A 22,288-nucleotide genomic window follows, 5' to 3' on the forward strand; every position below is an offset into this window, starting at 1 on the left:
ATCATCGATCTTGAGTATCCAGAGTGCCGAACACTGTTCTGGTGTCGGCGGTGTTTACAGCTGCTTGCGTGTGCAATTTATACCAGATTTGTACGGCTTTTTTGCTCGTTTTTGAACCTAGTAAGGCTCTCTCATTTTCAGCCAAAACATACCCAGGTGCCACTTTTTGGAAACGGCCGTTCACCTTCACATATGTGCCATTTTTACTGCTTACATCGTATAAAGCAACCTGACCATTTTGCACTTCCACCCGGGTGTGCGCCTTGCTAATGCGCCGTAACTCTCGATAAATTTTAACTAGCTGCGTCGCCGAACGGCCGATTGAAATATCATCATATTGGTAGAGCGGTATCCGCAGCAACGGCCGTTCTGGTTCAGCTATATAGAGGTTCCCTATTTGCGCATCCAGCACGCTCGGCAGCTTTGCCCACGGCTTGGCCCCCAAAATATCCGTCACAATGGTTTTGACCGTTCCGGGTGCCAATCCAAGACGTTCAGACCGGGTGTGAAACGCAAAATCTGGCAACTTGTTTATGCCGCCGATGTTCAACCAGCCTGCTGCTTTCTCAAGAGGCGGTAAGGTTGAGTCTGGATGCAAAAAAGGCACAAATAATAGAAAAACACTCAAATGCTCCCAACGTTTCCGCCATTCATCAAGTTGAAATCCAGGAAAATGATACGCGCACTTTTCAGCCAAATAGCCAGACCAAATTTGTCGCGCATATTGAACTTGCAAAAATGGATTTCGCGTGTTGCCACCTGGGAGCTCATAATTACCGCAAACCCAGGTACCTGTAAGTGAATTCGCTCGGAGGACTTCATAGCAGTTTTTCAACTCAATAATAGAAACGAATTTAGGCCCAATGAGTAATGCTTCTATCTGCGTCAGTTTTTTACCCTCAGCTGTTATGATTTTCTCACCAGGATCAATATTAAACACAAGGGTGTATTCATCTTGGTCTTGCCCAAAATGGCGCTGCATTAACCGACCCAATCGTGAAATCGCGGGCCACTCGTTTGAATTATCTGGCAGTGGGGTATGCAAATAGTACGATACAGACACGCTTTCCTCCATTATCTATGTTTTTGGCACAAAATGAGTATAGCATATTCTCTGTTTGAATTGGCAGCTGTCTTGAGGTTTGATCAATTGATTTTCATTTGCTTAACAATTGGTGAAATTAGACGCATTTTAAGCATTTTTGAGGATGATCAGGGCGTAATTCAGGGGACGGCCGTTTCTCGTCGTCTTTACCACTATTTCAGGAGAATGTGCATGTCTGATAGCATAACCAATCCCGTTGAATCTACCGAACCGATGCTAGTGGAACGGCCGTTGCGGCTGTGGAATCGGTGGAGTGCTGTGGCCATCATGACACTTTTCATCACCATGTATGTGGCTTCGCAAATTGCGGTGGTTGTTTTGCTAGCAGCCAACGCCTCTATCCTTACGATCACGGCAGTAACTGTGCTAACCAGCACCGTAGCGGGAATTGGCTCAATTTTGTTAGCCAATGCCTTGTTGCACAAACATTCTCTGCGCGATTTGGGATTTAGTTCGGTTTCGCGGCGATGGCTGGGCCTTGCCACCCTGTTAAGCATTGGGGTGGGCGTGGTTCGCGCCATCGGGCTAGATTGGCTTTCAGTTACCTTTCCCATTCTTAACGCAGGCAGCGAAACACTCAGCAACATGCTCGTGTTTGACGAGCCAGCTGCCATGATCGTGTCTGTGCTGCTAATTTCTACCTTGGTGCCGCTTTGGGAAGAAATATTTTTCCGGGGCTTTATCCACAACGTACTGCGAAATCGGCTGGGCATGTGGGCAGCAATTCTGGTAAGCTCACTCCTGTTTGGGATATTTCACTTCATCCCGCTGCAAATTATTGGCGCATTTACCTTGGGTATTCTGCTGGCGTGGCTGTACGAAAAAAGTGGATCGCTGTGGTTACCCATCTTTGCTCATGCCCTGAACAATGTCGTTTTTGGCACCATCGCCCAATTTTTCGGCTAGCTTGGGAAATCGTTTAGCGTCTGACAAGCGGTAGATAAGTGGGGATACCCGCCCAAAAGTCCGTGTTGTATTGGGTGGCTGGGTCGCCAAAGAGGGTAAAGGTATCCAGCAAATCCTGATGAGCGGGTTTGTTGGTGATGAGATTGAGCTTCCCGGCAAGGACGGCCGCTCCTACCTGCACCTCATCTGCCCCAATCACTGTTTGCAAAAAGCCGCTGGCCAGCGCATCATGCCCGGTGCCCACGCCTAACCCGGTAGCTCCCCACACGGCTACCGCACCCCCGTTTGGATGACGCAACAAAGATTCATCCAGCGTATCCCAAAATGGTTGAGCAAAGGAACCGGTAAAGCACGTCATCTGTAGCAAGACGGGCAATCGCCCCCCATTTTGCAAATTGGCCACATCGTCCAGATGGAAAAAGCGTTCAGCCCCCCATTGGTGAATGGAAGAATGGCCGGTGTAGACCATGAGCCCCTGCCCACTTTGCCACGCTTGCTGAATTTGAGTTTGCACGGCCGTTTCTGACGTGGTGGCTGGATTGTAGTTAATAGTAGCTGGTTGCCATGGAGCCTCTACATAATTTTGCTGGAGGCTCGCTGAGTGGGCGGCAAAATTACCTGCGGCGTCGGTGTTGTCGGAAATGAAGGTGATACGGCCGTTCCAATCCCCAAAAAACGGTTTCGTTTCGTATTCTATAATCTTGGTCACGACAGTTTGCGCCTCTGCCAAACTGTTTACCGGCAAACGGCCAATGATCATGTCTGGCAGCAAATCCTCCCCATCCACAGTGACGAAGCGATTGTCGGCAGCGACTTCGCCTATCCAGGGATCGGCAGCGGCTAAGTATGGCGGTAGCCAAGTGGGTTGCGAATCGTCCCGATATTGCTTGGGGTCGCTGGTGCCATCACCGACGAGCAGCACGTAGGTTGGGGGCAGGCTGCCGTTGTGGTACAGGTGGCTCAAATAGTTGCGGATTGCTTCGGGGGTGATACGGCCGTTGCCAAACCCATCATACACTGCCTGGACATCTACGACCTTCACAGATAAGCCCTGGCTTTGCCGCAAACTGACTAGCGGCGTAAGCGCAGGCATAAAGCTGGCGTGGCTAATGATGATGACATCTGCACTGCCAGCAGGAAGCGAACGCGGCAGGCGAACAGTGGCAGGCGCGTTTAGGCTGCTGTTCTTACTGACAAGATAGCTATGCCCAGCCCCATCGGGATCGCCCCAGGTGATACGGCCGTTTTGCCAAGTTGTATTGCTCAAAACGGTGGGGACGGCAGGGTTGGACACATCGTACAATCGCAGGCCAGTGCCATTGCCCACATTGACCGTGTAGGCACGACGTGCACTGGCACCTTCTGCAAATAACTGCTCGTCGCCATCAATTTGGGTGCTATCGTAACTGTACTGTACGGCAAAAGCGTCTAACCAAAGACCATCAATGCTCACGCCCGGCACGCTCGGAATGGACAAGTTGAGGCTGCTGCTAGTTTGCAAGCTGCTAGCTGGCAGGGTGAGGGTGCGGGTAACGGCCGTTTTGCCATCCCAACTGATGCTGCCCACCCCGCTGCCATTGAAATTGAGGTTCAGGCGATGGTCTGGGCTGGCGTCGAGGCTGGTGAAGCCAATTGCCCACATGGTTAGCTCGGCTGCCTGATTTTTATTGACATAAGGTAATTCGACGGCATAACTGGCCGACGGCCGTCCCGGTTGGCGCAAATCTTCCCACACCCAGCGGTCGCCGTCCCGCCCGGCGGGCAACTGACCACAAATGCAGTCGGGTGTGTACAAATTATTTTGCTCGGCAACGGCCGTTAGCGTCAGCGACCCGGCTATTAATCCAGATGGAGAACCGTTTTGGCTGCTCATGCGGCTACCAGGGCTGCTTCCTGCCGTGAGGGTATAAACATCGTGCTGCTGCCAACGGCTAAACAGGGGCGCGGCATAAAAGCGAAACGATTCTCCCGCCTCGAACTGGGCATCCCCATCGCCAAACCAGTCGATTGGGAGCGGATTGCCATCTTGCCAAAGCTGCAAGTTGGCTGGATTCACGCTGCTAACGGGGAAGCCAGCGGCTTGCAGATTGGTGTAGGTAACGGCCGTAATGCCCGGTTCCGCTACTTCAATAAAGACAGTTGGGTCTGGTGCCGCTGGCTTGGCAGGCGCACCTGTGGCGGGGCTGATGGTTAGCTGGCTGGGATTGATGATTTGGCTGGCAACGGCCGTTTGCAGCGAATCAAGCTCGGCGGCGGCAGGGCGAGCCAGATTTGGCGGCCCATTGAACTGGATTGTTGCCTCAACCATACTGACTACGCGCAATTCATCCCCCTGCAACTGCACCGGGCGGTAGGTAAGCCGCGCCAGGCGCACGCCGCGCAGCACGCCCACCTCATCCAGACTAATAACAGGGCCAGAAGCCGCAGAGGTTGCCAGTTGGCTGGCAGCAAACGGCCGTTCCCCCACCCCACTTTCTTCGTAAACCACCGTTGGCTTTGCCTCAGGGGGCAAGGCAAGCAGCAACGAGGCTGTTAGGTCATCGTTGAAGTTGGGTAGCGTTAAGGCGGGACGGCCGTCTGGCAAGGCTGCTTCTACCAATTCGGGCGTGGACCACACAATGTGAATCCCGTCGGGCAGCAGCGTGATTTCCGGCTCTGGGCTGGCAACCGAAGCAGATGAGTAAGTCGGTTTGCCCTGCCAAATCAGAAGAACAAGCGTGAGGAGGAAGATGAGAAAACGGCCGTGTTTCATAAACGCCAAGTGGTAGGGGCGGCTCGCGAGCCGCCCCTACTACAACAACGCATTCCTAATTGCCGCCGATGACCAGCGGCAGGTAGATGTTGATAAATGGCGTTACTTCAACCGTGATTGGGCCATGCACTTCGGTGGCTCCGCCAGTCTCCACATCCACCAGCCAATAGTAGTAAGTACCGTTGCCGGGAACTGTGTCTGTGTAGCTGTAATTGGCACCGGGGCCACTGCCGCCGGGAACGGCCGTTGGTTCAAAATGAACCTCGGTGGCGCTGCCAAAGCTGTTGCTGCTGCTGCGGTAAATACGGAAGCCAAAGTTATCCACTTCTGATTCCGTTATCCAGCTAATGCGCACCCGCTGGTTGCCCAGGTTGGTGGCGGTGAAGGAGGTGAGGGTAACGGCCGTTGGCGTGCCCACAAAGCCCATATCCACCGTCAGGTTGGTGTTGTCGTTGTCGTCGGTGTCGTCATTGTTGTCTGGTTCCAGATCATAATCCAGCCGCACTGGGTCGCTGACAATGCCCGTTTGCCACGGTTCCACCTCATCCAGACCGTTGTCGTCGATATCTGAATTATCATCCGGGTCTACCGCGCCGGGGCTGCTCCAATACCCTTCCAACGCACCGCCAGCTTGGAAGTTTTCTGCGCCAACCAGCACCTGATATTCGCCGGGGTACAGGTTGGTGAACTGGTAGAAGCCAGCCTGATTCGTAGTCGTGCTGATAGGTTGGTTGGTCACCGGATGGCGCACGGGGTTGCCATTGCCATCCAGCAGACAGATCACCACGCCGTTCACACCCGGCTCGCCGCTGTCGATGCGGCTGTTTTCGTTGTTGTCTAGCCAGATATAGTTACCCAGCGTCAGCAGCTCGAAGAAGCCAAAGTCTACGGTCAGGTTGCTGCTGTTGTTGGCATAGCTGCCGTCTTCATCCTGACCTTCGTTGGTGGGTTCACCACCGACGGTGAGCCTGACCGGGTAGCTAACAATGCCGCCGTTGGCCGGGTCTGGGTTGTTACGGCCGTTGTCGTCTACGTCGCTTTCGTTACTGTCAGGATCAACAGTTGGGTCTGGCGAGACATCGTTCTGGCTGCTCACAAAACCGTACAGCGGGTCCGTCCACTCATCGAAGTTGCTTTCTGCCACGCGCACAATGTAATCACCGGGGGGCAAATTCTCGAAGAGATAGACGCCATCGGCACTTGTGATTGTTGTGATTGGCTGCCCTGTCATTGGTGAAATGACTGGATTGCCAACGCCGTCCAGCAGTTCCATCAGGATGCCCGGTATCGGCTGTTCACCTGCATCGAGACGGCCGTTGTTGTTCACATCGAACCAAACACGATTGCCCAAACGGACAGTTTGATACAAGCCCGCGTCCCAGGTGGGATCATTTTCGCCAGCGGTTAGGGTGGTTACGGCCGTCTGCCCGGTCGCCGGATTTGCGTCTGAATCGTTCAAATCAGAAGCGCTGTTATCGGCGTAAGTGAAGGCATAGCCCGATGGCAGCACAAACTCCAGGTAGTAATCACCGGGTATCAGGTTGGTAAAGGTATAAATGCCAGAGGCGTTGGTGTTGCTACTGATCACGAACGCACCTGTGCCGTCATACAGATTCACGGTCACATTTTGCAGGCCCGGCTCGCCACCATCTTGAATGCCGTTGCTGTTGCTATCGTGCCAAACCAGATCGCCGATTGAGGCAGGCAGGTAAAAGCCGTCAATGTCGGTTGGTGTATTTGTGCCCGCAACGGCCGTTACTGTGGTAGGATCCGTACCTTCTGTCTGGGTGGAGCCAGTCGGGTAGTCTGGATCAGTTTCGTCAATGTCGGCTGTGGTGCTGCCGGGCGGTACAGTGGCAATCCAATCGCCGTTGGCATCGGTGGTTACCGTTTGGGTAATGCCGTTACTATTGGTGATCACCACATCCACATTGGTCAGATTTGGCTCACCCGCATCTTGGGTGCCGTTGCCGTTGGTGTCGATGTACAGGTGCCCAGAGACAGTGCCGGGTAAATAGTAACCGTCATTGCCTGCGGACGTATCGGTACCAGCAACGGCCGTTACCGTCGTTGGATCCGTGCCTTCAGTTTGCGTGTAGCCGGTTGGATATTGTGGATCGGTTTCATCAACATCAGCCGTCGTTGATCCGGGCGGCACGGTGGCCATCCAATCACCATTGGCGTCAGTTGAAACCGTTTGGGTAATGCCATTACTATCAGTAATAATGATGTCTACATTGGCTAGGTCTGGCTCACCAGCATCCTGGATGCCGTTGCCATTACTATCGAGGTACAGGTGTCCAGAGACAGTGCCAGGCAAATGGTAGCCATCAATACCAGCAGAGGTGTCCGATCCGGCAACGGCCGTTACCGTGGTAGGATCTGTCCCTTCGGTTTGGGTATAGCCCGTTGGATAATCTGTGTCTGTTTCATCGACATCAGCCGTAGTGGTGCCAGGTGGTACCGTAGCGATCCAATTTCCGCCCGTATTTGTCGTGACCGTCTGCGTGATTCCATTGCTATCTGTGATAGTCAGGTCTACGTTAGCCAAGTTGGGTTCACCAGCATCCTGTGTGCCATTTCCGTTGGTGTCGATATAGAGATGACCTGAGACGGTGCCAGGTAGATAGTAACCGTCATTGCCCGCATTTATGCTGCTACCGGCAACGGCCGTTACTGTTGTGGGGTCTGTCCCTTCCGTTTGGGTATATCCGGTTGGATAATCTGTGTCTGTTTCATCGACATCGGCCGTGGTGCTACCGGGTCGTACAGTTGCGCTCCAGTCCCCATTGGCGTCAGTGGTCACAGTCTGGGTAATGCCATTGCTTTCGGTAATGATCAGATCAACATTGGCCAGATCAGGCTCACCTGTATCCTGGGTATTGTTGCCATTGCTGTCAATATAGAGATGACCAAAGATGGTCCCTGCCTGATAATAGCCATCGTTGCCCGCGTTTATGTTGCTGCCAGCAACGGCCGTTACCGTCGTTGGATCCGTGCCTTCGGTTTGGCTGTAGCCAGTTGGATATTGCGGATCGGTGTCATCAACATCGGCCGTGGTTGATCCGGGCGGCACATCAACCGTCCAGTCTCCGTTAGCGTCGGTAGCTACCGTCTGCGTAACCCCAGTGCTGCTGGTCACAATAACATCGACATTGGGCAGGTCTGGTTCGCCCGTATCTTGGGTACCATTACCGTTCGTGTCAAGGTAAAGGTGACCAAAAACAGTGCCGGGTAAATAGTAACCGTCATTGCCTGCGGATGTATCGGTACCAGCAACGGCTGTTACCGTTGTGGGATCAGCGCCTTCAGTTTGGGTGTAGCCGGTTGGGTATTGTGGATCGGTTTCATCAACATCGGCTGTGGTGCTGCCCACCGGTACAGTGGCGCTCCAATCGCCATTTATATCAGTTGCAACCGTTTGCGTAACGCCAAAGGTGTTTGTAATGATGATATTGACATTGGCCAGGTCTGGCTCGCCGCTATCCTGGGTGTTATTACCATTGCTGTCGATGTAAAGATGTCCAGAAACGGTGCCTTGCGGCTGGTAACCGTCATCGCCAATATCTGTAGTGCTGCCCGCAACGGCCGTTACCGTTGTTGGGTCTGCCCCGGCGGTCTGCACGTATCCAGTTGGCAGCGTGGTTTCATCCACATTTGCTGTGGTACTTCCCGCTGGCACAACGGCCGTATAATCGCCATTGGCATCGCTGGTTACAGTCTGAGTATTGCCGTCCACATCTGTGATCACAACATCAATATTAGGCAAGTCTGGTTCACCAACATCCTGCGTGCCGTTGCCGTTGGTGTCCTCAAAAACATGTCCGCTGACCGCCGCAAACAGCAGCGGGGTGGGATCATTTTCGCCAGGCTCGTCCGGGTCGCCCTCGCCATCTGGATCGGGGTCGGTGCCGTCGTCGGATGTGTCTTGCGTAGGCGTTCCACCAGGGCTATCGCCACTGGCCAGGGCCGTGTTGTTGAATGGGCCAAGGCTACCTCCCGGCGTGATAACCACCGTTAGGGTAATCTGGGCCGTGGTGTTCAGCGCCAGGCTGTCGCTGCCGGAAAGCAGATTCACGTCACTGCTGCCATCGTAGCCAGGGTAATTCACCGTAAACAGGTCGCTGCTAATATTGACAGCGGCGTAGCTGTCGGCCGTGGCAAACGTGTCGCTAAGCGTGTCTGTCACCTGCACATTTTGCAAGGGAACATCACCCAGATTTTCCACGGCTAGCGTGTAGGTGATGGTGTAAGAGCCATCACCATTTCCGCTAACATCTGTCAAATCTTTGGCGATGCCAATCACCGGGTTTTCACTGGTAAGCCAGTTGTAATCCTCAACTTCACCGGAAGATGATGGTCCCGTATAAGCCAGAGCCGAAAGGGCTGGCTGTGCCGGGAAGAGGCGGAAACGGCCGTAAAAGTCCGTAGCGCCAGCGGTGGAGCCGGTTGGAATATCAAAGGTGAATGTGTGTGTCCCTGTAGTCACCACTTGGTCGATGATCATCTCGCCACTGTCGGTCAAATCGCCATCGTCGTTGAAATCGATCCAACCAACCAGCCACCCATCGCCGTTCACAACCACGCTGACCGAACCACCATCAGTGCCGTCGGTCCAACCCTGAATGTTGATGGGGGTAACGCCATCTTCATCGCTGCCGTCGCTGCTGGCTGCCGGATCGGGCACACCATTAAGTTCACTATCTGGCGGCTGGGTACCCAGGTAAAGCGCGGGTGAAGGCGCCACTTCATGCCTTGGCCCGCTGGGATTACCCTCCAGCGTTGTGTTGTAGGATTGGGGCAAATCGCCAAAGTCAAAATCGACCAAAGACAGATAACCAAAATCGACCCCTTCAACCATGTTGGGATCACTGCCGCCATCATTGGCGGTAGTAGTAGCATCCACTATTACTGTCTGGTAAACACTGCTGACGTTTTCTGTAATCGTTGTAGCTGGCGTATCGGCTGCCGTGGTGACCAAGTCGGCCGTATCCAGCGGCGGCAGGGTATTGCCAATAGCTACGTAATAAGTGTCATCTATCAGGTTGGTGAAGGTGTAAACGCCGCTGGGATCGGTCAGGGTGGTTCCCAAATACATCCCGCCGTCGTTGTACAAATAGACCTGATAGCTACCAACAGGCTGGTCTGTGCCGTCGCCACAAATTCGGTTGCTGCTGGTGTCATCTTCTAAACAGACAGAGCCCGTGAGTGCGTAGGGTCCCACTATCTCAAAGCCAAAATCAACGGTGAGAGCACAATCCGTGCAGGCCGTGCCGCCAACGGCCGTAATTGTGCCGCTGGTATCAATTGTTACCGTGGTGTTGGCATCGGCCGTGGCGTCTGCATCATACGTAGGGCTCATATTTGCCGGGGTATCAGCGGTAACTGTCCACACCGCCGAACTGCCCACGCTGATCAAATTATCAAAGCTGTAATAGCCATCATAATCTGTGGTGGTGGTAATGGTTGTGCCAGTGGGATAGTTAATGCCGCCAACTGTAACGTCTGCTCCGGTAGTGGCCGTGACAACCACGCCGGAAATACCAATTTCACCGGCGTCCTGAACGCCGTCGCTATTTTGGTCAAACCAAACGTAATCGCCAAAGGCGCCAGGGGATTGGTAACCAAAGTCTGCCCCCATAAAGTTGGTGCCATAATCGATGGTCACCGTGGTGGCACCGTCACAGCCAACAGCAGTTGGCTCGGTGCAGGGTATGCCGTCTGCTTCTGGATCGCCCGTCAATAGCGGTGATCCGGCAATGGGGCCTACAGTTACGCCATACTCTGCCGGAGGTAAGGCGTCGAACAAATAACGGCCGTCGCCATCGGTAGTGGTCGTCGTGATGACCGCACCTGGCGGATAAGAGACGCCATCAATTACCAGCGTTTGCGTTGACGCGTTTGTCAGCGTAATGACCACCCCAGGAATTCCAGCTTCATTCCAATCATATTCGCCGTCACCGTTGGCATCCCAATAAATCGTATCGCCAATGGCGCCCAGCGGGGCAAAGCCAAAGTCGGCGTCCAGGTAGCTGCCGCCACTGAGGGCAATGTCATAGCGGGTGTTGGTGGTAGGCACATATGCATTGCCAATGCCGTCTGTAGGCAAATCAGGATCGGCAAGATCAACCTCTATTTGATAGTCGCCATCTGGCAGATTTTCAAATAGATAGTTGCCGTTTGCATCCGTAATTGTCGTCAAGACTAGATCAAAGGAGGCATCGCCATTGAGATCGGCCATTAACTCAACTGTGATGTTGGCCAAACCAAGTTCTTGCACGCCAGATTGAATGCCGTCACCATTGCTGTCTAGCCAGACTGTGTCGCCAATGACGCCATCGCCCAGCGGCAAAAAGCCAAAGTCCAAAGTGTCGTCTGTGCTGCCAGCGGTGAGGCCGGTAGAGGCCCCATGCAAATCACAAACGGTGCATTGACCACTTTCGTCAGGGTCACCGGTGGCAATAGTGTCGGCAGGCATTTCGGTAACAACAATATAATCGCCAGCGGGCAAGTTGCTGAAGGTGTAATTCCCGTCGATGTTGGTGACGTCACTCGTGATAAAGGCATCATCGGCGGTATCTAACACACCGTCCCCGTTACTGTCTTCATAAAGAGACACAGTGACGCCGGGAATGCCTTCATCGCCAGAATCCTGGCTGCCGTTGCCGTCCCAATCATAGTAGATAGTGTCACCGATTACGGCCGTTCCAGTTTGATGGTAGCCAAAATCATGGGAGCCGGAAATTTCACCAGCGACAAGCGTACCAACCACATATTGATCATCGGTTGTGCCATCCGGATCGGCCGTATTGCTCCAGCCGCTGCCCGGCAGCGTGCCCGCAGAAACGGTGACGGTATAGGTGTTCCCGGCGGTCAGATTGGCAAACTCATAGCTGCCATCGGCCAGAGTCACGGTTGTTGTTGTATTGCCCAAATTATCGGTCAGAGTGATCGTAATACCAGCACCCAGGTCATCCTCTCCGGTATCCCGGACACCGTCCCCATTGCTATCTTCCCAAATGACGCCAAAGATAGCCGGATTGACAGTGTAGCCAAAGTTGACGTTGGTGATATTTTCCCCGGCGGTATCGATGGGGTTAAAGAAGGTCAGACTCAGGTCTTGCGTGAGATCGCCCCAGCGATCGTCACAGTCACCGCTACAGGTGCGGCCGCCACTGGCCTGGTTGGTGCTGGCCGTGCCCGCTTCGGCCGTTTGTACGGCCGTGCTGGGTAGCGTCGCGTCATCTACCAAGACGGTGTAGAAGCCGTCAAGCAAGCCCTCGAACAAATAATCCCCGTTGCTGTCTGTGGTTGTGGTAGCCAGCAGTTCCCAGGTGCCGTTGTTGCCAGCACCGCCTCCACTGGTACAGTTTTGGTTAGTATTGACCGTAGCCGGATCCAGCAGGGTACCAAGTCCGTTGGTGCAGCCGTACAGCTCAACAGTGACATTGGGCGCTGCCAGATCGACGCCTTCGAAGCCATTGCCACCAATCCAGCCACTGCTGCCTCCGCTGCCCTCACTCCACACCATACCAGCAATGGAACCGGTTGGTTCCAGGGTGGTAACGGCATCATCAGTCGCATCGTTGGCAGGCAAGCCATTAACAAAGTAGGCGTTCATGACCGTCGCCGTGTTGGTAATCGTTTCAGCTACGCTGCCAGTCGGTTCCAGCGCGTCAAAGGTCAGATTAATGGTTTGCGTCTCGCCGGGGTTGATTGGGCCAACATTGCTCCAGGTAATCGTACCCGTGCCGCCGTTCACACTGGTCGGCGGCAGATCGGCAGATACAAACGATAACTTGGTGGGATCATAGGTGTCAGTCAGGGGAACAGGATTGAGCACCGTGTCTGAGGTAAATGAGCTACAGCTGCTGCCGTCGTTGGTGATCCGTACACCAATGGCGTCAACCAGCAGACCAACACGATCGGCATTGGTCAGCTTTTCGCCACCGATGGCTAACTGCAATTCGTTGGCTGGGGCATTGTCCCAGGTGGCCCAATCCGTCACGCTGCCGGTGTGCCCAGCGTTGCTGCTGGTAATATCAACCGCCAGCAAACCGCCCCCCGTTGGCGGTGCATAGCTGTTGGCTGTGGCTGTGTCGATGGTGAAATTATACCAATCTGTGCCATTGAGCTGCACCGTGCCCCGCAAGTAATCGTTACTCAACGAGCCATCCAGTGCGATCTGGTACAGTGCCTCTACACGCACGATAGTGCCGCAGCTACCCACCTGGAACCCGGTACCCTTCACCATACCATCAAATGTCAGATTGTCTGGCCAGTCGATGATATGGCTGTTTACGGAGTTATCTGGCTCGTCCAGGATGTTGTTGGCATTATCGGCCACTGTGGCCTCAAACTCAGAGCCTGCAATAGCAGCAGTTGCCCAATATTCCGGCTGGAAGCTCCCATCTGGCATAGCGTTGGTTACCTCTATGCTGTAGGTTACTGTTTGGCCTTCGTAGGCAGGCGGAGGTGAGGTCAGGTTCTTTTCTAGTATCAACGCGGGAGAAAAACCAAAATCCGCATCTAGATAAACAACTGGATTGGGATCGCTGTTGGCCACATCTAAGCTGACAGGCATACTGGTTTCCGTTGTTGGTGCATAGCCGGTTGGTAGAGCGGCATCGGCAGGAGCGACTTCAACCACGTAACGGCCGTCTGCCAGATTCGTAAACAAGTAATTACCGCTGCTGTCTGTCGTGTCTGTTTCCAGCAAATAATCGCCAACGCCATCTCCATCTTCATCGTAATACAGAGAGACGGTAACGCCAGGGATGCCTGCTTCTGTGCCATCCTGAATGCCGTTGCCCTGGCTGCCCCCGCCGCTGCCATCATCGGCAAACACGGTGTCACCAATTTGGTTAACGCCAGCAATTCGGGTAACGGCCGTATCCTCGGCAAACGGTAAGGCATAGCCAAAGCTGAGCTGGCCCGTATTGGGCACAATTGCACCCATATAAGAAGTCGGGACAGTCACCTGAAACGTAACATTTCCTCCCTCACCGGCAGCCAACTCATCAGACAGCCACCATTGAAGATCGGTAACAGATGCCGCTGGCGGCTCGGTCTGGCTCCAGGTATTGCCATTGTCGGTGGAATACAAGACCGTGTAGCTGGTTACCCCAGCAGGCAGCGTATTGCCAACGGCCGCAGTTCCAGCGATGTAGCTGGTTCCCGGAGGGATCGAATCTTGAATTACCAGAGGAATCCCCAGATTAGGATCGCCTACGCTCACAGGGCCCGTATTGGAAATTTCCAGCGTATAGGTCAGCGTGACCGGCAGCGTTGGGCCAACTACAGCTTGATCAACCTGCTTGTCCAGGGTCACTGTTGGCTCCCGGCTGATCAGTGGTGGGATGTGATGCCCATAATCGCCATTGAATTTTTCATTGTCAAACCCTGACGCTACTTCCTGATAGGGCGTCAGGCTAGCCATGCAGACGCCATCGAGAGCCGCATATTCGTAAAAAACAAGGCCAACCGCACCGGTATTGTCGGGAATGTCTTGAAAGTAGAGTTGGTCTACAAATGGGATCAGGTATTCACCGCCCCCTTGCAGCTTAACAATAACAATGCCATAAGTTCGCACCAGGCGGAAGCAGCCTGGATCATAGTTATTGGGGTCACCCACGGGCTGCATCCAGGCATTTTTATCGGGAATCAGATCCCCATCATTGTCAAAACCAGCCCCGACATTACCCAGATCATACCAGACGCCCTGAAGAACGGCCGTATCCCCAGGATAGACATCCGTTCCGCCAGTTGGTGTAACCGTATCCCAACCAAGCAACTCATCAATAGCATCTTTATAGATGTCTGGCACTTTGTTATCACCGTTGGGCCAAATCTTGTTGGCCGCGGCCGAAATTTCATTCCGCATGGTGACAATGAGCGTCTGGTCAGCAGCAAGAGCCGCGCCACTGTCATCGGCCGTTGCCCATACGTCAAATTCCAACCATAAATCATCATCTGGTTTGACGCCGCCTGTTACCGTATTACCATTATCATCCAAGCGCGGGTAGCTCAGCAGCCAATATTGTGTCTGGCAACTGCCCGGTGCTAAGGTTCCTACATAGCGGCGGGCATCATTAGCACCAGCACTGCCTCCCTCATGTTTCAGAGCAAAGGTGCCCGTCAAACCAGTGTGGGTTCTTGAAGGATAGCTACCGGGTGTACTATCTGCACCGTTGAGATCGCCATTAGGATCAAAGTCGCCAATATAGGCAAACACATCCGTCAGCGGATTAGTGCCATCGTTACAAAATTTTGCCCCAATCGTTGCCGATTCTGGCGCATAAGTTGAAGGTGACTCTACATTAGAATCTACAACAAGATTAGGTGCCGCCAGCATTTCAATCCGAAGATCTCCATCTGGATTGGCCGCGCGAACCTGATTCAGCCATAGAGAGTGAAAAGAAAACAGGAATCCAATAAGGATCACCAACCGCCAACGGGTTATTATCCTGCATTTCAGGGAAAATTTTGTAATATATTCCAAGTTAGAATTCATTGGGCAGCTGCTCCAGACTTCAGTGTAATATTATTGATAATTGGTAAATAAATATGTGGGGGTAACTAGACTCCTTACTCTGGAAATTAGGTGGATTTTCTGGCAGAAGAACTGACAAAGGAGGGTGAAGGGACTATTTTCCCAACCCACTGAAAGTTACTGTTTGTGTGTGGAAACGGCCGTTAATTACGGTAAGTAATGGCTCACTGGAATGGAAAGGGGAGCAGTAAAAAGTTCCTGAAATCGGGCTTGAATTTGAAAATAGGAGAAAGATTCCCTCAGACAATTGCGAATGGCACACAAGCACAATTATTGGCTATTCGTTTTGAATGTGATGTCCTAACCGTGTATAGCTATTAGCGTAGCAAAAACGTGCTTTTTGACGGCCGTTTCGGTGACATTTCATCGGGTAATTTTTACAATTGTGGGCAATAATTTGAATAAGATTTGCTGAGGCAGTCGGCATCTAATTTCCGAGCAACGTTCTTCACCTGTCAACTCCCTCAATTTGTGTGTCTATCATATTTAACTGTTACAAAAATCGCGCTGAACGCGACATTACTAATATACTTTTTGCCCTGGTTGATACATATACCAGGCACATATGAGGTGGATCATGAAGAAACAACGATTTATTTTGGTTTTTCTGGCCGCCATGATGCTGCTAGGAGGGTTGTTGGTCTTTGTTCCGGCCAACTCGCTGCAAGCGGCAGATTCTAGCTGGCAGGCCACTTATTGGAACAACAAAACCTTGTCTGGCTCGCCCGTTTTGGTACGTAATGAGGCGGAGCTAAACAACGATTGGGGGGATGGCACGCCAGACGCCATCATCGACAAGGATCAATTTTCGGCCCGCTGGACGCGCAGCATTAACTTTCCCACATCCAGCAGTTACCGCTTTACAGCTACCACTGACGATGGGATGCGCGTTTACGTTGATAATGTGCTGATCATCGATTCCTGGTGGGATAGCCAGGTGCATTCACTGTCGGCAGATGTTTATTTGAATGCTGGCAACCACAGCGTGAAGGTGGAGTATTATGAAGCTGGGGGGAAGGCGGTGGCTAAACTGTCGTGGACGGCCGTTGGCGGCACAGCTCCGGTTCCTATTGCCAACTGGAAGGGTGAATATTTCAATAACATGAGCCTCAGCGGCAATCCGGTATTGGTTCGTGACGATGCCAGCATAAACTTCGACTGGGGCGTTGGCTCCCCCGGCGCAACGGTTGTAGCCGACCAATTTTCGGCACGCTGGACGCGCAGCCTGAACTTCGAGTCGGGACGATACCGCTTTACTGCCCAAGTGGATGACGGGATACGGCTTTGGGTAAACAATCAGCTCATCATTAACCAGTGGGTGAATGGCAATACCAGCTACTCGGCAGAAATTGATCTGCCCAACGGCAGCATCCCCATCCAGATGGAGTATTTTGAAAACGTGGGGGGCGCGGTTGCGAAACTGAGCTGGGTGAAATTAAGTGGTTCGGGCAACTGGACAGGACAATATTTCAACAACAAGACGCTCAGCGGTTCACCGGTTCTTACCCGCAACGAAAGCCAGGTTAACTTTAACTGGGGGAGTGGATCGCCGGGAACGGCCGTTCCCAGTGACAACTTCTCCGCTCGCTGGAACCGGACGCTGAACTTTGCCGCAGGCCGCTACCGCTTCACCGCCACAGCAGATGATGGCGTGCGGATGTGGGTAAACGGCCAGCTCATTATCAACGGCTGGAAAGACCAGGTGCCAACAACGTACAGCGGCGAAATTGATTTGCCCGGCGGCTCGACTCCGCTACAGGTGGAATATTATGAAGCAACGGGCGGTGCGCAGGTGCAGGTGAGCTGGACACCCATCTCTACCACGCCAACAACCCCCGCTACGCCTGGGCCAACGGCCGGAACCGGAACAGTGGTGAGTGCTTATCTGAACATTCGCACGGGACCGGGCATTCAGTACAGCATCATTACCACGTTGGTGAGAAACCAAACCGTAAACCTGACGGGTTACCGAAACGCTGATGCCAACTGGGTGCAAATTAATATGTCAGACGGCACCAAGGCATGGGTCAGTGGTAAATCGTACTATCTGCATACAAACGTAAGCATTGCCAACATGCCAGTCTGGCAGGGTACGACTCCCACACCAACGCCTGCCAGTGGCACCGGGTCGATCCTGAACGCTTATTATGTCAATGTAAGGACGGGACCTGGGGTGAGTTTCCCGGTGATTACGGCCGTTCCCTCTGGCACAACCGTCACCTTACTGGGGCGGAATAGCAGCACAACTTGGCTTAAACTGCGGCTGCCGAACGGTACGGTAGGCTGGATGAATGCATATTACATCAGTAACAGCGCAACCTTCCCTAGCTTGCCCGTTTTAGGAAGCTAACATCTTATTTCCCGGAAAATGCATGCGCCAACTTGTTCAGGCGTGCGTTTTCCGGGAAATTTTGTTTACAGCAACACTTACTTATTCGCCCTAACCAGACTACAAAAGTCTTGGGTCTAATGGTGCTAATTCCCAAAGAGAATAAGACTTTTGTAGTCTTCATTGCGTAAGTCTTCTTAGTTACGCGTCAAGGCATCCATGCTTGGGGTGAAAACTGCATCGTAGAGAGCATCAGTTTGGTTACTATCGCTAATCATAATGACCACGAGCAAGCCCGCCTCATCTTCATAAAAACCAGCATTGATGGGGAAACCCTGGAAATCAGCGGCGTACAGTGTCCAGGTACGGCCGTTTGCATCCACATAGTCCCCGCTTTCTGCCAAACCATCTTCCAGGCCAAGCTGAGACGCCAGCAGGTTGAGGAACACGTCCGGTCCTAATCCAGGTGGGCCAGCTTGCTGAATAATCACCGTCTGATCCAAGGCTGACTCACCACGGCCGTAGGTACCTGGGGCAATTTCCTCCCAGCCAACGGGCTTTTCGCCAGAGATGCCAAAATCGGCATTTGTGTAGGCTTCTAGCTCAATGGTTAGATCTGCCACGGGCACCACAAATTGCGGCCCGCTCATCTCTACCAAACAAGCGGCATTTGGCTCCGTCGTCGGATCCTCAACGAAGGCTTGCGTAATGGCCAATGGACAATCACCAGAAACGCTGGCCCCATGCCCAATACCGGGGAACTCAAAGTAGTAAAAGTCGGTTAACCCTTCGGCCACATCTTGCCCCCAGCTAGGCGGGGTGATGGGATCATACTCACCTGCCAAAACGAGGGTCGGCAGATCACTGTTGACCAGCATATTTTCGATTGGGTCTGCCTGGCCCGATTGCCACAAATCGCAAACGGCAAAGCCAAATTGCCCCGTCACGGAACTGGCTTCAAACAGTTCGTTAAGGTAGGGATAGGCGGTAGATGGCATGGTGTCACCGGGCGTGCCAAAGCTAATCTCTTCGTTGCACTGCACAGAAAGCTGCATCCCTTGGCTGAAAAATTCCTGCTGGTAAAGCAAATTGGTCACTAGCGGACTGAGATCGGTGGTACGGCCGTCGCGAACATCATAAATGAGCTTGGGCATGATTGGGAACAGTTCGACGCTGTAAAGGGCGTTAAACAGCAAACTTACCATGAAGTCGCCATTGAGAAGCGCATCATAATTTTGCCGATCGGTCAAATTATAGACGTCCAGCAGAATCGGATTTTCGTTCATGTCGGCGACCAATTGGGCAAAGACCTCAGCCAAATTGGGGTAAGCGGCGTCACAGGCAGGGTCAGCGGCACATCCTTCAAAGAAAACAGTGAAGGCGCGTTCAGCATTTACGGCCGTTTCCAACTGTAAATTGGCCGCCAAGGGGTATGCAGAATCCAATATAACACTGCGGATGCCTTCTGGGTAATCCCGCATAACGGTTTGTGCCAGGCGGGTGCCGTAGGAAATGCCAAACAGGTTCCACTCATCGTATCCTAACGCAATCCGCAAATCAGCGACGTCGGCTGCATTTTCGGCACTGTTGTACGCCGTCAGGTCGATGCCTTCATCAACCAAACGCTCGCGGCATTCAGCCAGTGCTTCCAAATTCAACGCTTGTCCTTCTTCCGTGGTCAAATCATCATCCAGCGTATCCAGCGTAAGATCGATGAGTTCCGGACAGGCCAGGGAGGGTTCCGAGTAGCCCGTGCCGCGCTGATCGAACATGATGAAGTCATGGTTTGCCAGGAAGGGGGCAAAGCGGTCTTCAAAAATGAGTGGCACTGTTTCCAGCGCATCGCCACCAGGGCCACCTTCCAAATAAAGGATGGGGTCTGGGGCAGGATTTTCACTTTCGCTAGCAAAAATAGCAACGTGCAGTTGTACGGTACGGCTGTTTTCCACATTGTCCCGGTTCTCAGGCACGGTCAGATAACCACATTCCACATCGCGATTGCCAGGAATGCCAAATTCACAGGTTGTAAATTCAAAGGTTGGCACATAAGCGGGTTCCGGAGTGGCCGTCGGTTCTGGTGTGGAAGTGGGCTCTGGCGTGGCTGTTGGGGGCAGCGGCGTGGCCGTCGGTTCGTCAGTGGCTGTGGGTTCCGCTATGGGATCAGGCTGTTCTTCATCGGTGGTATTGTCAGCAACGGCCGTTGGCTCTGGCGTTGGCGTTGCCTCTTCAGAATTACAGCCAACCAGAATCAGTACAGCAGAAGCTACTAGCCCCAGCCGAAACGTAATTGGTAATGATTTCATCCAAAAAACTCCTAAACACCGTCAGCACGGTGCAAATGGGCAGAAAGGTCTGCAAATTAAATGAAAGGTGGGGATGGAACGGCCGTTTGCCACACCGCCCATCCCCAGACCTACAAGATCATAGGCAAGCAGTCGCTTGCGTAGACAAGTATACGTTACAAACCCTAAAAGGTAACGGTTAATAACCCAGCTTTAACGTCGCTTCTTCCAAACTTTCTGCTTTGCCGATCAGCGTAACCTCGTCTTGCAAATGAACGCGGGTGTAGCCATGCGGCACAATGGAACTGCCGTTACGCGTTAGGTCGAGGAACAACACATCATTCGGCAAGCGCAAGTCTCGCACCAACAGACCGTCCACATCTTTGTTGCTAACCGTTACTTGCACCATCTCGCGGCCAGAATCTTGATGGAGCAACACCGCCGCCGACTGCGGCGCACGCACCGATTGATTCAACAGCGACACCATTGCCGAAGCCGGGTCCACCACCAGGGCTTCCATCTCGGTAAACTTTTCTATCATTGTCAGATCATTGGGGCGGATAATCGGCCGTTTGACCCCAAACTTCATCTGAGCCAGCTCCACAACCTTCATATTCTCAGCGTCATCTGGCAGCATAGATACAACAGCATCAATCGAATTGTTGATCAAGCCAGAGAGCGTATCCTCACTCACAACCGGAATATAATGTTCAGATAAATCTTCATGAGACAGCCGCTCAACATGATCCCGGTTGGTATCCGCCATAATCACCTGCCAGTTGGCGGCCTGTAACTGCCGCGCCAGCTCAATGGACTGCGCCTCGATACCCAAAATCAGTACGTCTCGCACGTCATCTGGCTCTGCCGGAACTGGCAAATTGGCTTCCCCTGCCCGTCGCAACGCCGACTTCAAAAACATCGGGCCAAAAATTTCATTCAGCACCACCACAGAGATGACCAAGGTGGCAAATGCGTCCCCCAGGGCAGGGAACTCAACGGCAACCTCGCGTGCCAAGCCCAGGGCAATGCCTGCCTGGGTAATCAACCCCATCCAGGCGTATTTGTTAAATTCAGCCGATTCACCAGCCAACCTACCGCCTATAGATGAGCCAATCGCTATGCCGCCCGCCCGCACCGCAAACAGTGCCAGAGCAATGGGCAAAGTCGTGATCAAAATATCGAGCTTGAGGGCAACGCCTGTTAGCGTAAAAAAGGCCACGTAGACTGCTGGCCCCACATCATGCAGCAGCATGGCAAACTCATCCCGGAAGTTTGTGAAGTTGGTTACGTAAAAACCAGCAATCATTGCTACCAGCAGTGGCTCGACATGAATTTCTAACGGCAAATTATCGTGAGAAAATTCAACCAGCCAAAAGGCAGCAGCAAAAACGACAAAGCCGATAAAAAGCAACACGCTAATTTTGAGATATTTGTGCATGTTGCTGGCTAACGTTGCCTGCAACAGTCGGCCAACCAGCCAGCCAGCTACAATCGCAGACACCAAATCAATAACCAGAAGCAGCGCAAAGCTGGCATTGAAGCCCAGACCAGTGAGCAAGGCACTGGCCACAGCTACGCTTACCGCAAAAAGCAAAATAATGACCACATCCATTGTGACAGTGACACCTAAAACAGTTGCCGTAAACGATCCTTTAGCGCGTACTTCCTTAATAACCGCAATGGTCGAAGCGGGTGACAGGGCCAGCAAAATCGTGCCGCCTAAAATTGCTACCGCCACCCGACTGGTCAGCTCCATCCCTTGCGTAAAAGGAATAAGTTCTGTGAGAAAAAAGAGCGCAAACCCGCTCAAGACAGAGGCGACCAGCATAACCGTGCCGGTGATCCAGGCAATACTTCTAATTCGGCTACGAATCTCTTTTAGGTACAGTTCGCTTCCAGCCACAAACGCAATAACCGCGAGTGAAATCTCGTCAATGTAGCGCAAATCAGTCGTGGCACCCTCTGGTATTAAGTTGAGGATAAATGGGCCAGCGACCATACCAGCAAGCAGATAGCCAGTAATATATGGTAAGCCGACTTTAGAAAACCATTCCCCAATTTTTTTTGCGGCCAAAGCAACAAAAAGAAAACTTACAGATAGAATTAGCAATTGCATCATACTCGAACTCCTTATTCCCAATTTATGTGTATAAGCGGGAAAGTAATTTGAAACAAGCAGAGCCGTTTCTCCCGCTTTTACTTGAGCAAACCACAGAGAACTCACTCTTCGGCTCTCAATATATTTTCTGTAGTTTGCAGAACATTCCAGCCAAGAAAGAGGCCGACAAAGGTTTTGTTGGGTCAACCTTGTCGGCCTATCCTACTTTTGTGGCGAGATTTGTTTCGTTTCCAAATGAATAAT

8 protein-coding genes and 1 pseudogene are annotated in these 22,288 nt (G+C 52.7%); 3 read left to right on the forward strand and 6 right to left on the reverse strand.

From position 1 onward, the window contains the following. Window position 1: 1 nt before the first annotated feature. Window positions 2-628 carry an FHA domain-containing protein gene (locus tag ACOQPU_RS01360; protein WP_420645883.1) on the reverse strand — a complete coding sequence of 209 codons (627 nt, stop codon included), beginning with the start codon at window positions 626-628 and terminating at the stop codon, window positions 2-4. Between the two features lie 72 nt (window positions 629-700). Beyond that, window positions 701-1,075 (reverse strand): annotated as a pseudogene (locus ACOQPU_RS01365) (nuclease-related domain-containing protein); the annotation flags it as partial. Window positions 1,076-1,276: 201 nt separating this feature from the next. On the opposite strand from ACOQPU_RS01365, the gene ACOQPU_RS01370 reads away from it, so the two are divergent. Beyond that, window positions 1,277-2,011, forward strand: a complete 735-nt coding sequence (locus ACOQPU_RS01370; protein ID WP_420643344.1) for a CPBP family intramembrane glutamic endopeptidase — start codon at window positions 1,277-1,279, stop codon at window positions 2,009-2,011. A 13-nt stretch (window positions 2,012-2,024) separates the two neighbouring features. Here ACOQPU_RS01370 and ACOQPU_RS01375 read toward each other — a convergent pair whose 3' ends face one another. Together ACOQPU_RS01375 and ACOQPU_RS01380 are read right to left on the reverse strand one after the other, a co-directional pair. Further along, complete coding sequence (locus tag ACOQPU_RS01375) at window positions 2,025-4,763, reverse strand: C25 family cysteine peptidase (RefSeq protein WP_420643345.1); 2,739 nt, start codon at window positions 4,761-4,763, stop codon at window positions 2,025-2,027. Window positions 4,764-4,818: 55 nt separating this feature from the next. Next, the gene (locus ACOQPU_RS01380) at window positions 4,819-15,117 is read right to left on the reverse strand and encodes an SdrD B-like domain-containing protein (protein WP_420643346.1); all 10,299 of its coding nucleotides are present in this window, start codon (window positions 15,115-15,117) and stop codon (window positions 4,819-4,821) included. A 775-nt stretch (window positions 15,118-15,892) separates the two neighbouring features. Between ACOQPU_RS01380 and ACOQPU_RS01385 the strand changes: the two genes are divergently transcribed. Next, a complete protein-coding gene (locus ACOQPU_RS01385) occupies window positions 15,893-17,665 on the forward strand; it encodes a PA14 domain-containing protein (protein ID WP_420643347.1) in 1,773 nt (590 codons plus the stop codon). A gap of 176 nt (window positions 17,666-17,841) precedes the next feature. Here the strand turns inward: ACOQPU_RS01385 and ACOQPU_RS01390 are convergent, their stop codons facing one another. Next, on the reverse strand, window positions 17,842-19,947 hold the full coding sequence (locus ACOQPU_RS01390; RefSeq protein ID WP_420643348.1) for an alpha/beta fold hydrolase: 2,106 nt from the start codon (window positions 19,945-19,947) through the stop codon (window positions 17,842-17,844). Window positions 19,948-20,125: 178 nt separating this feature from the next. Next, entirely contained in the window at window positions 20,126-22,045 is a 1,920-nt protein-coding gene (locus tag ACOQPU_RS01395; RefSeq protein ID WP_420643349.1) for a cation:proton antiporter, read from the reverse strand. Between the two features lie 47 nt (window positions 22,046-22,092). Between ACOQPU_RS01395 and ACOQPU_RS01400 the strand changes: the two genes are divergently transcribed. Then, window positions 22,093-22,287, forward strand: a complete 195-nt coding sequence (locus ACOQPU_RS01400) for a hypothetical protein (RefSeq protein WP_420643350.1) — start codon at window positions 22,093-22,095, stop codon at window positions 22,285-22,287. Window position 22,288: the final 1 nt, after the last annotated feature.

This window comes from Candidatus Leptofilum sp. (genome assembly GCF_965223285.1).
In the GTDB taxonomy this organism is placed as follows: Bacteria; Chloroflexota; Anaerolineae; order Promineifilales; family Promineifilaceae; genus Leptofilum.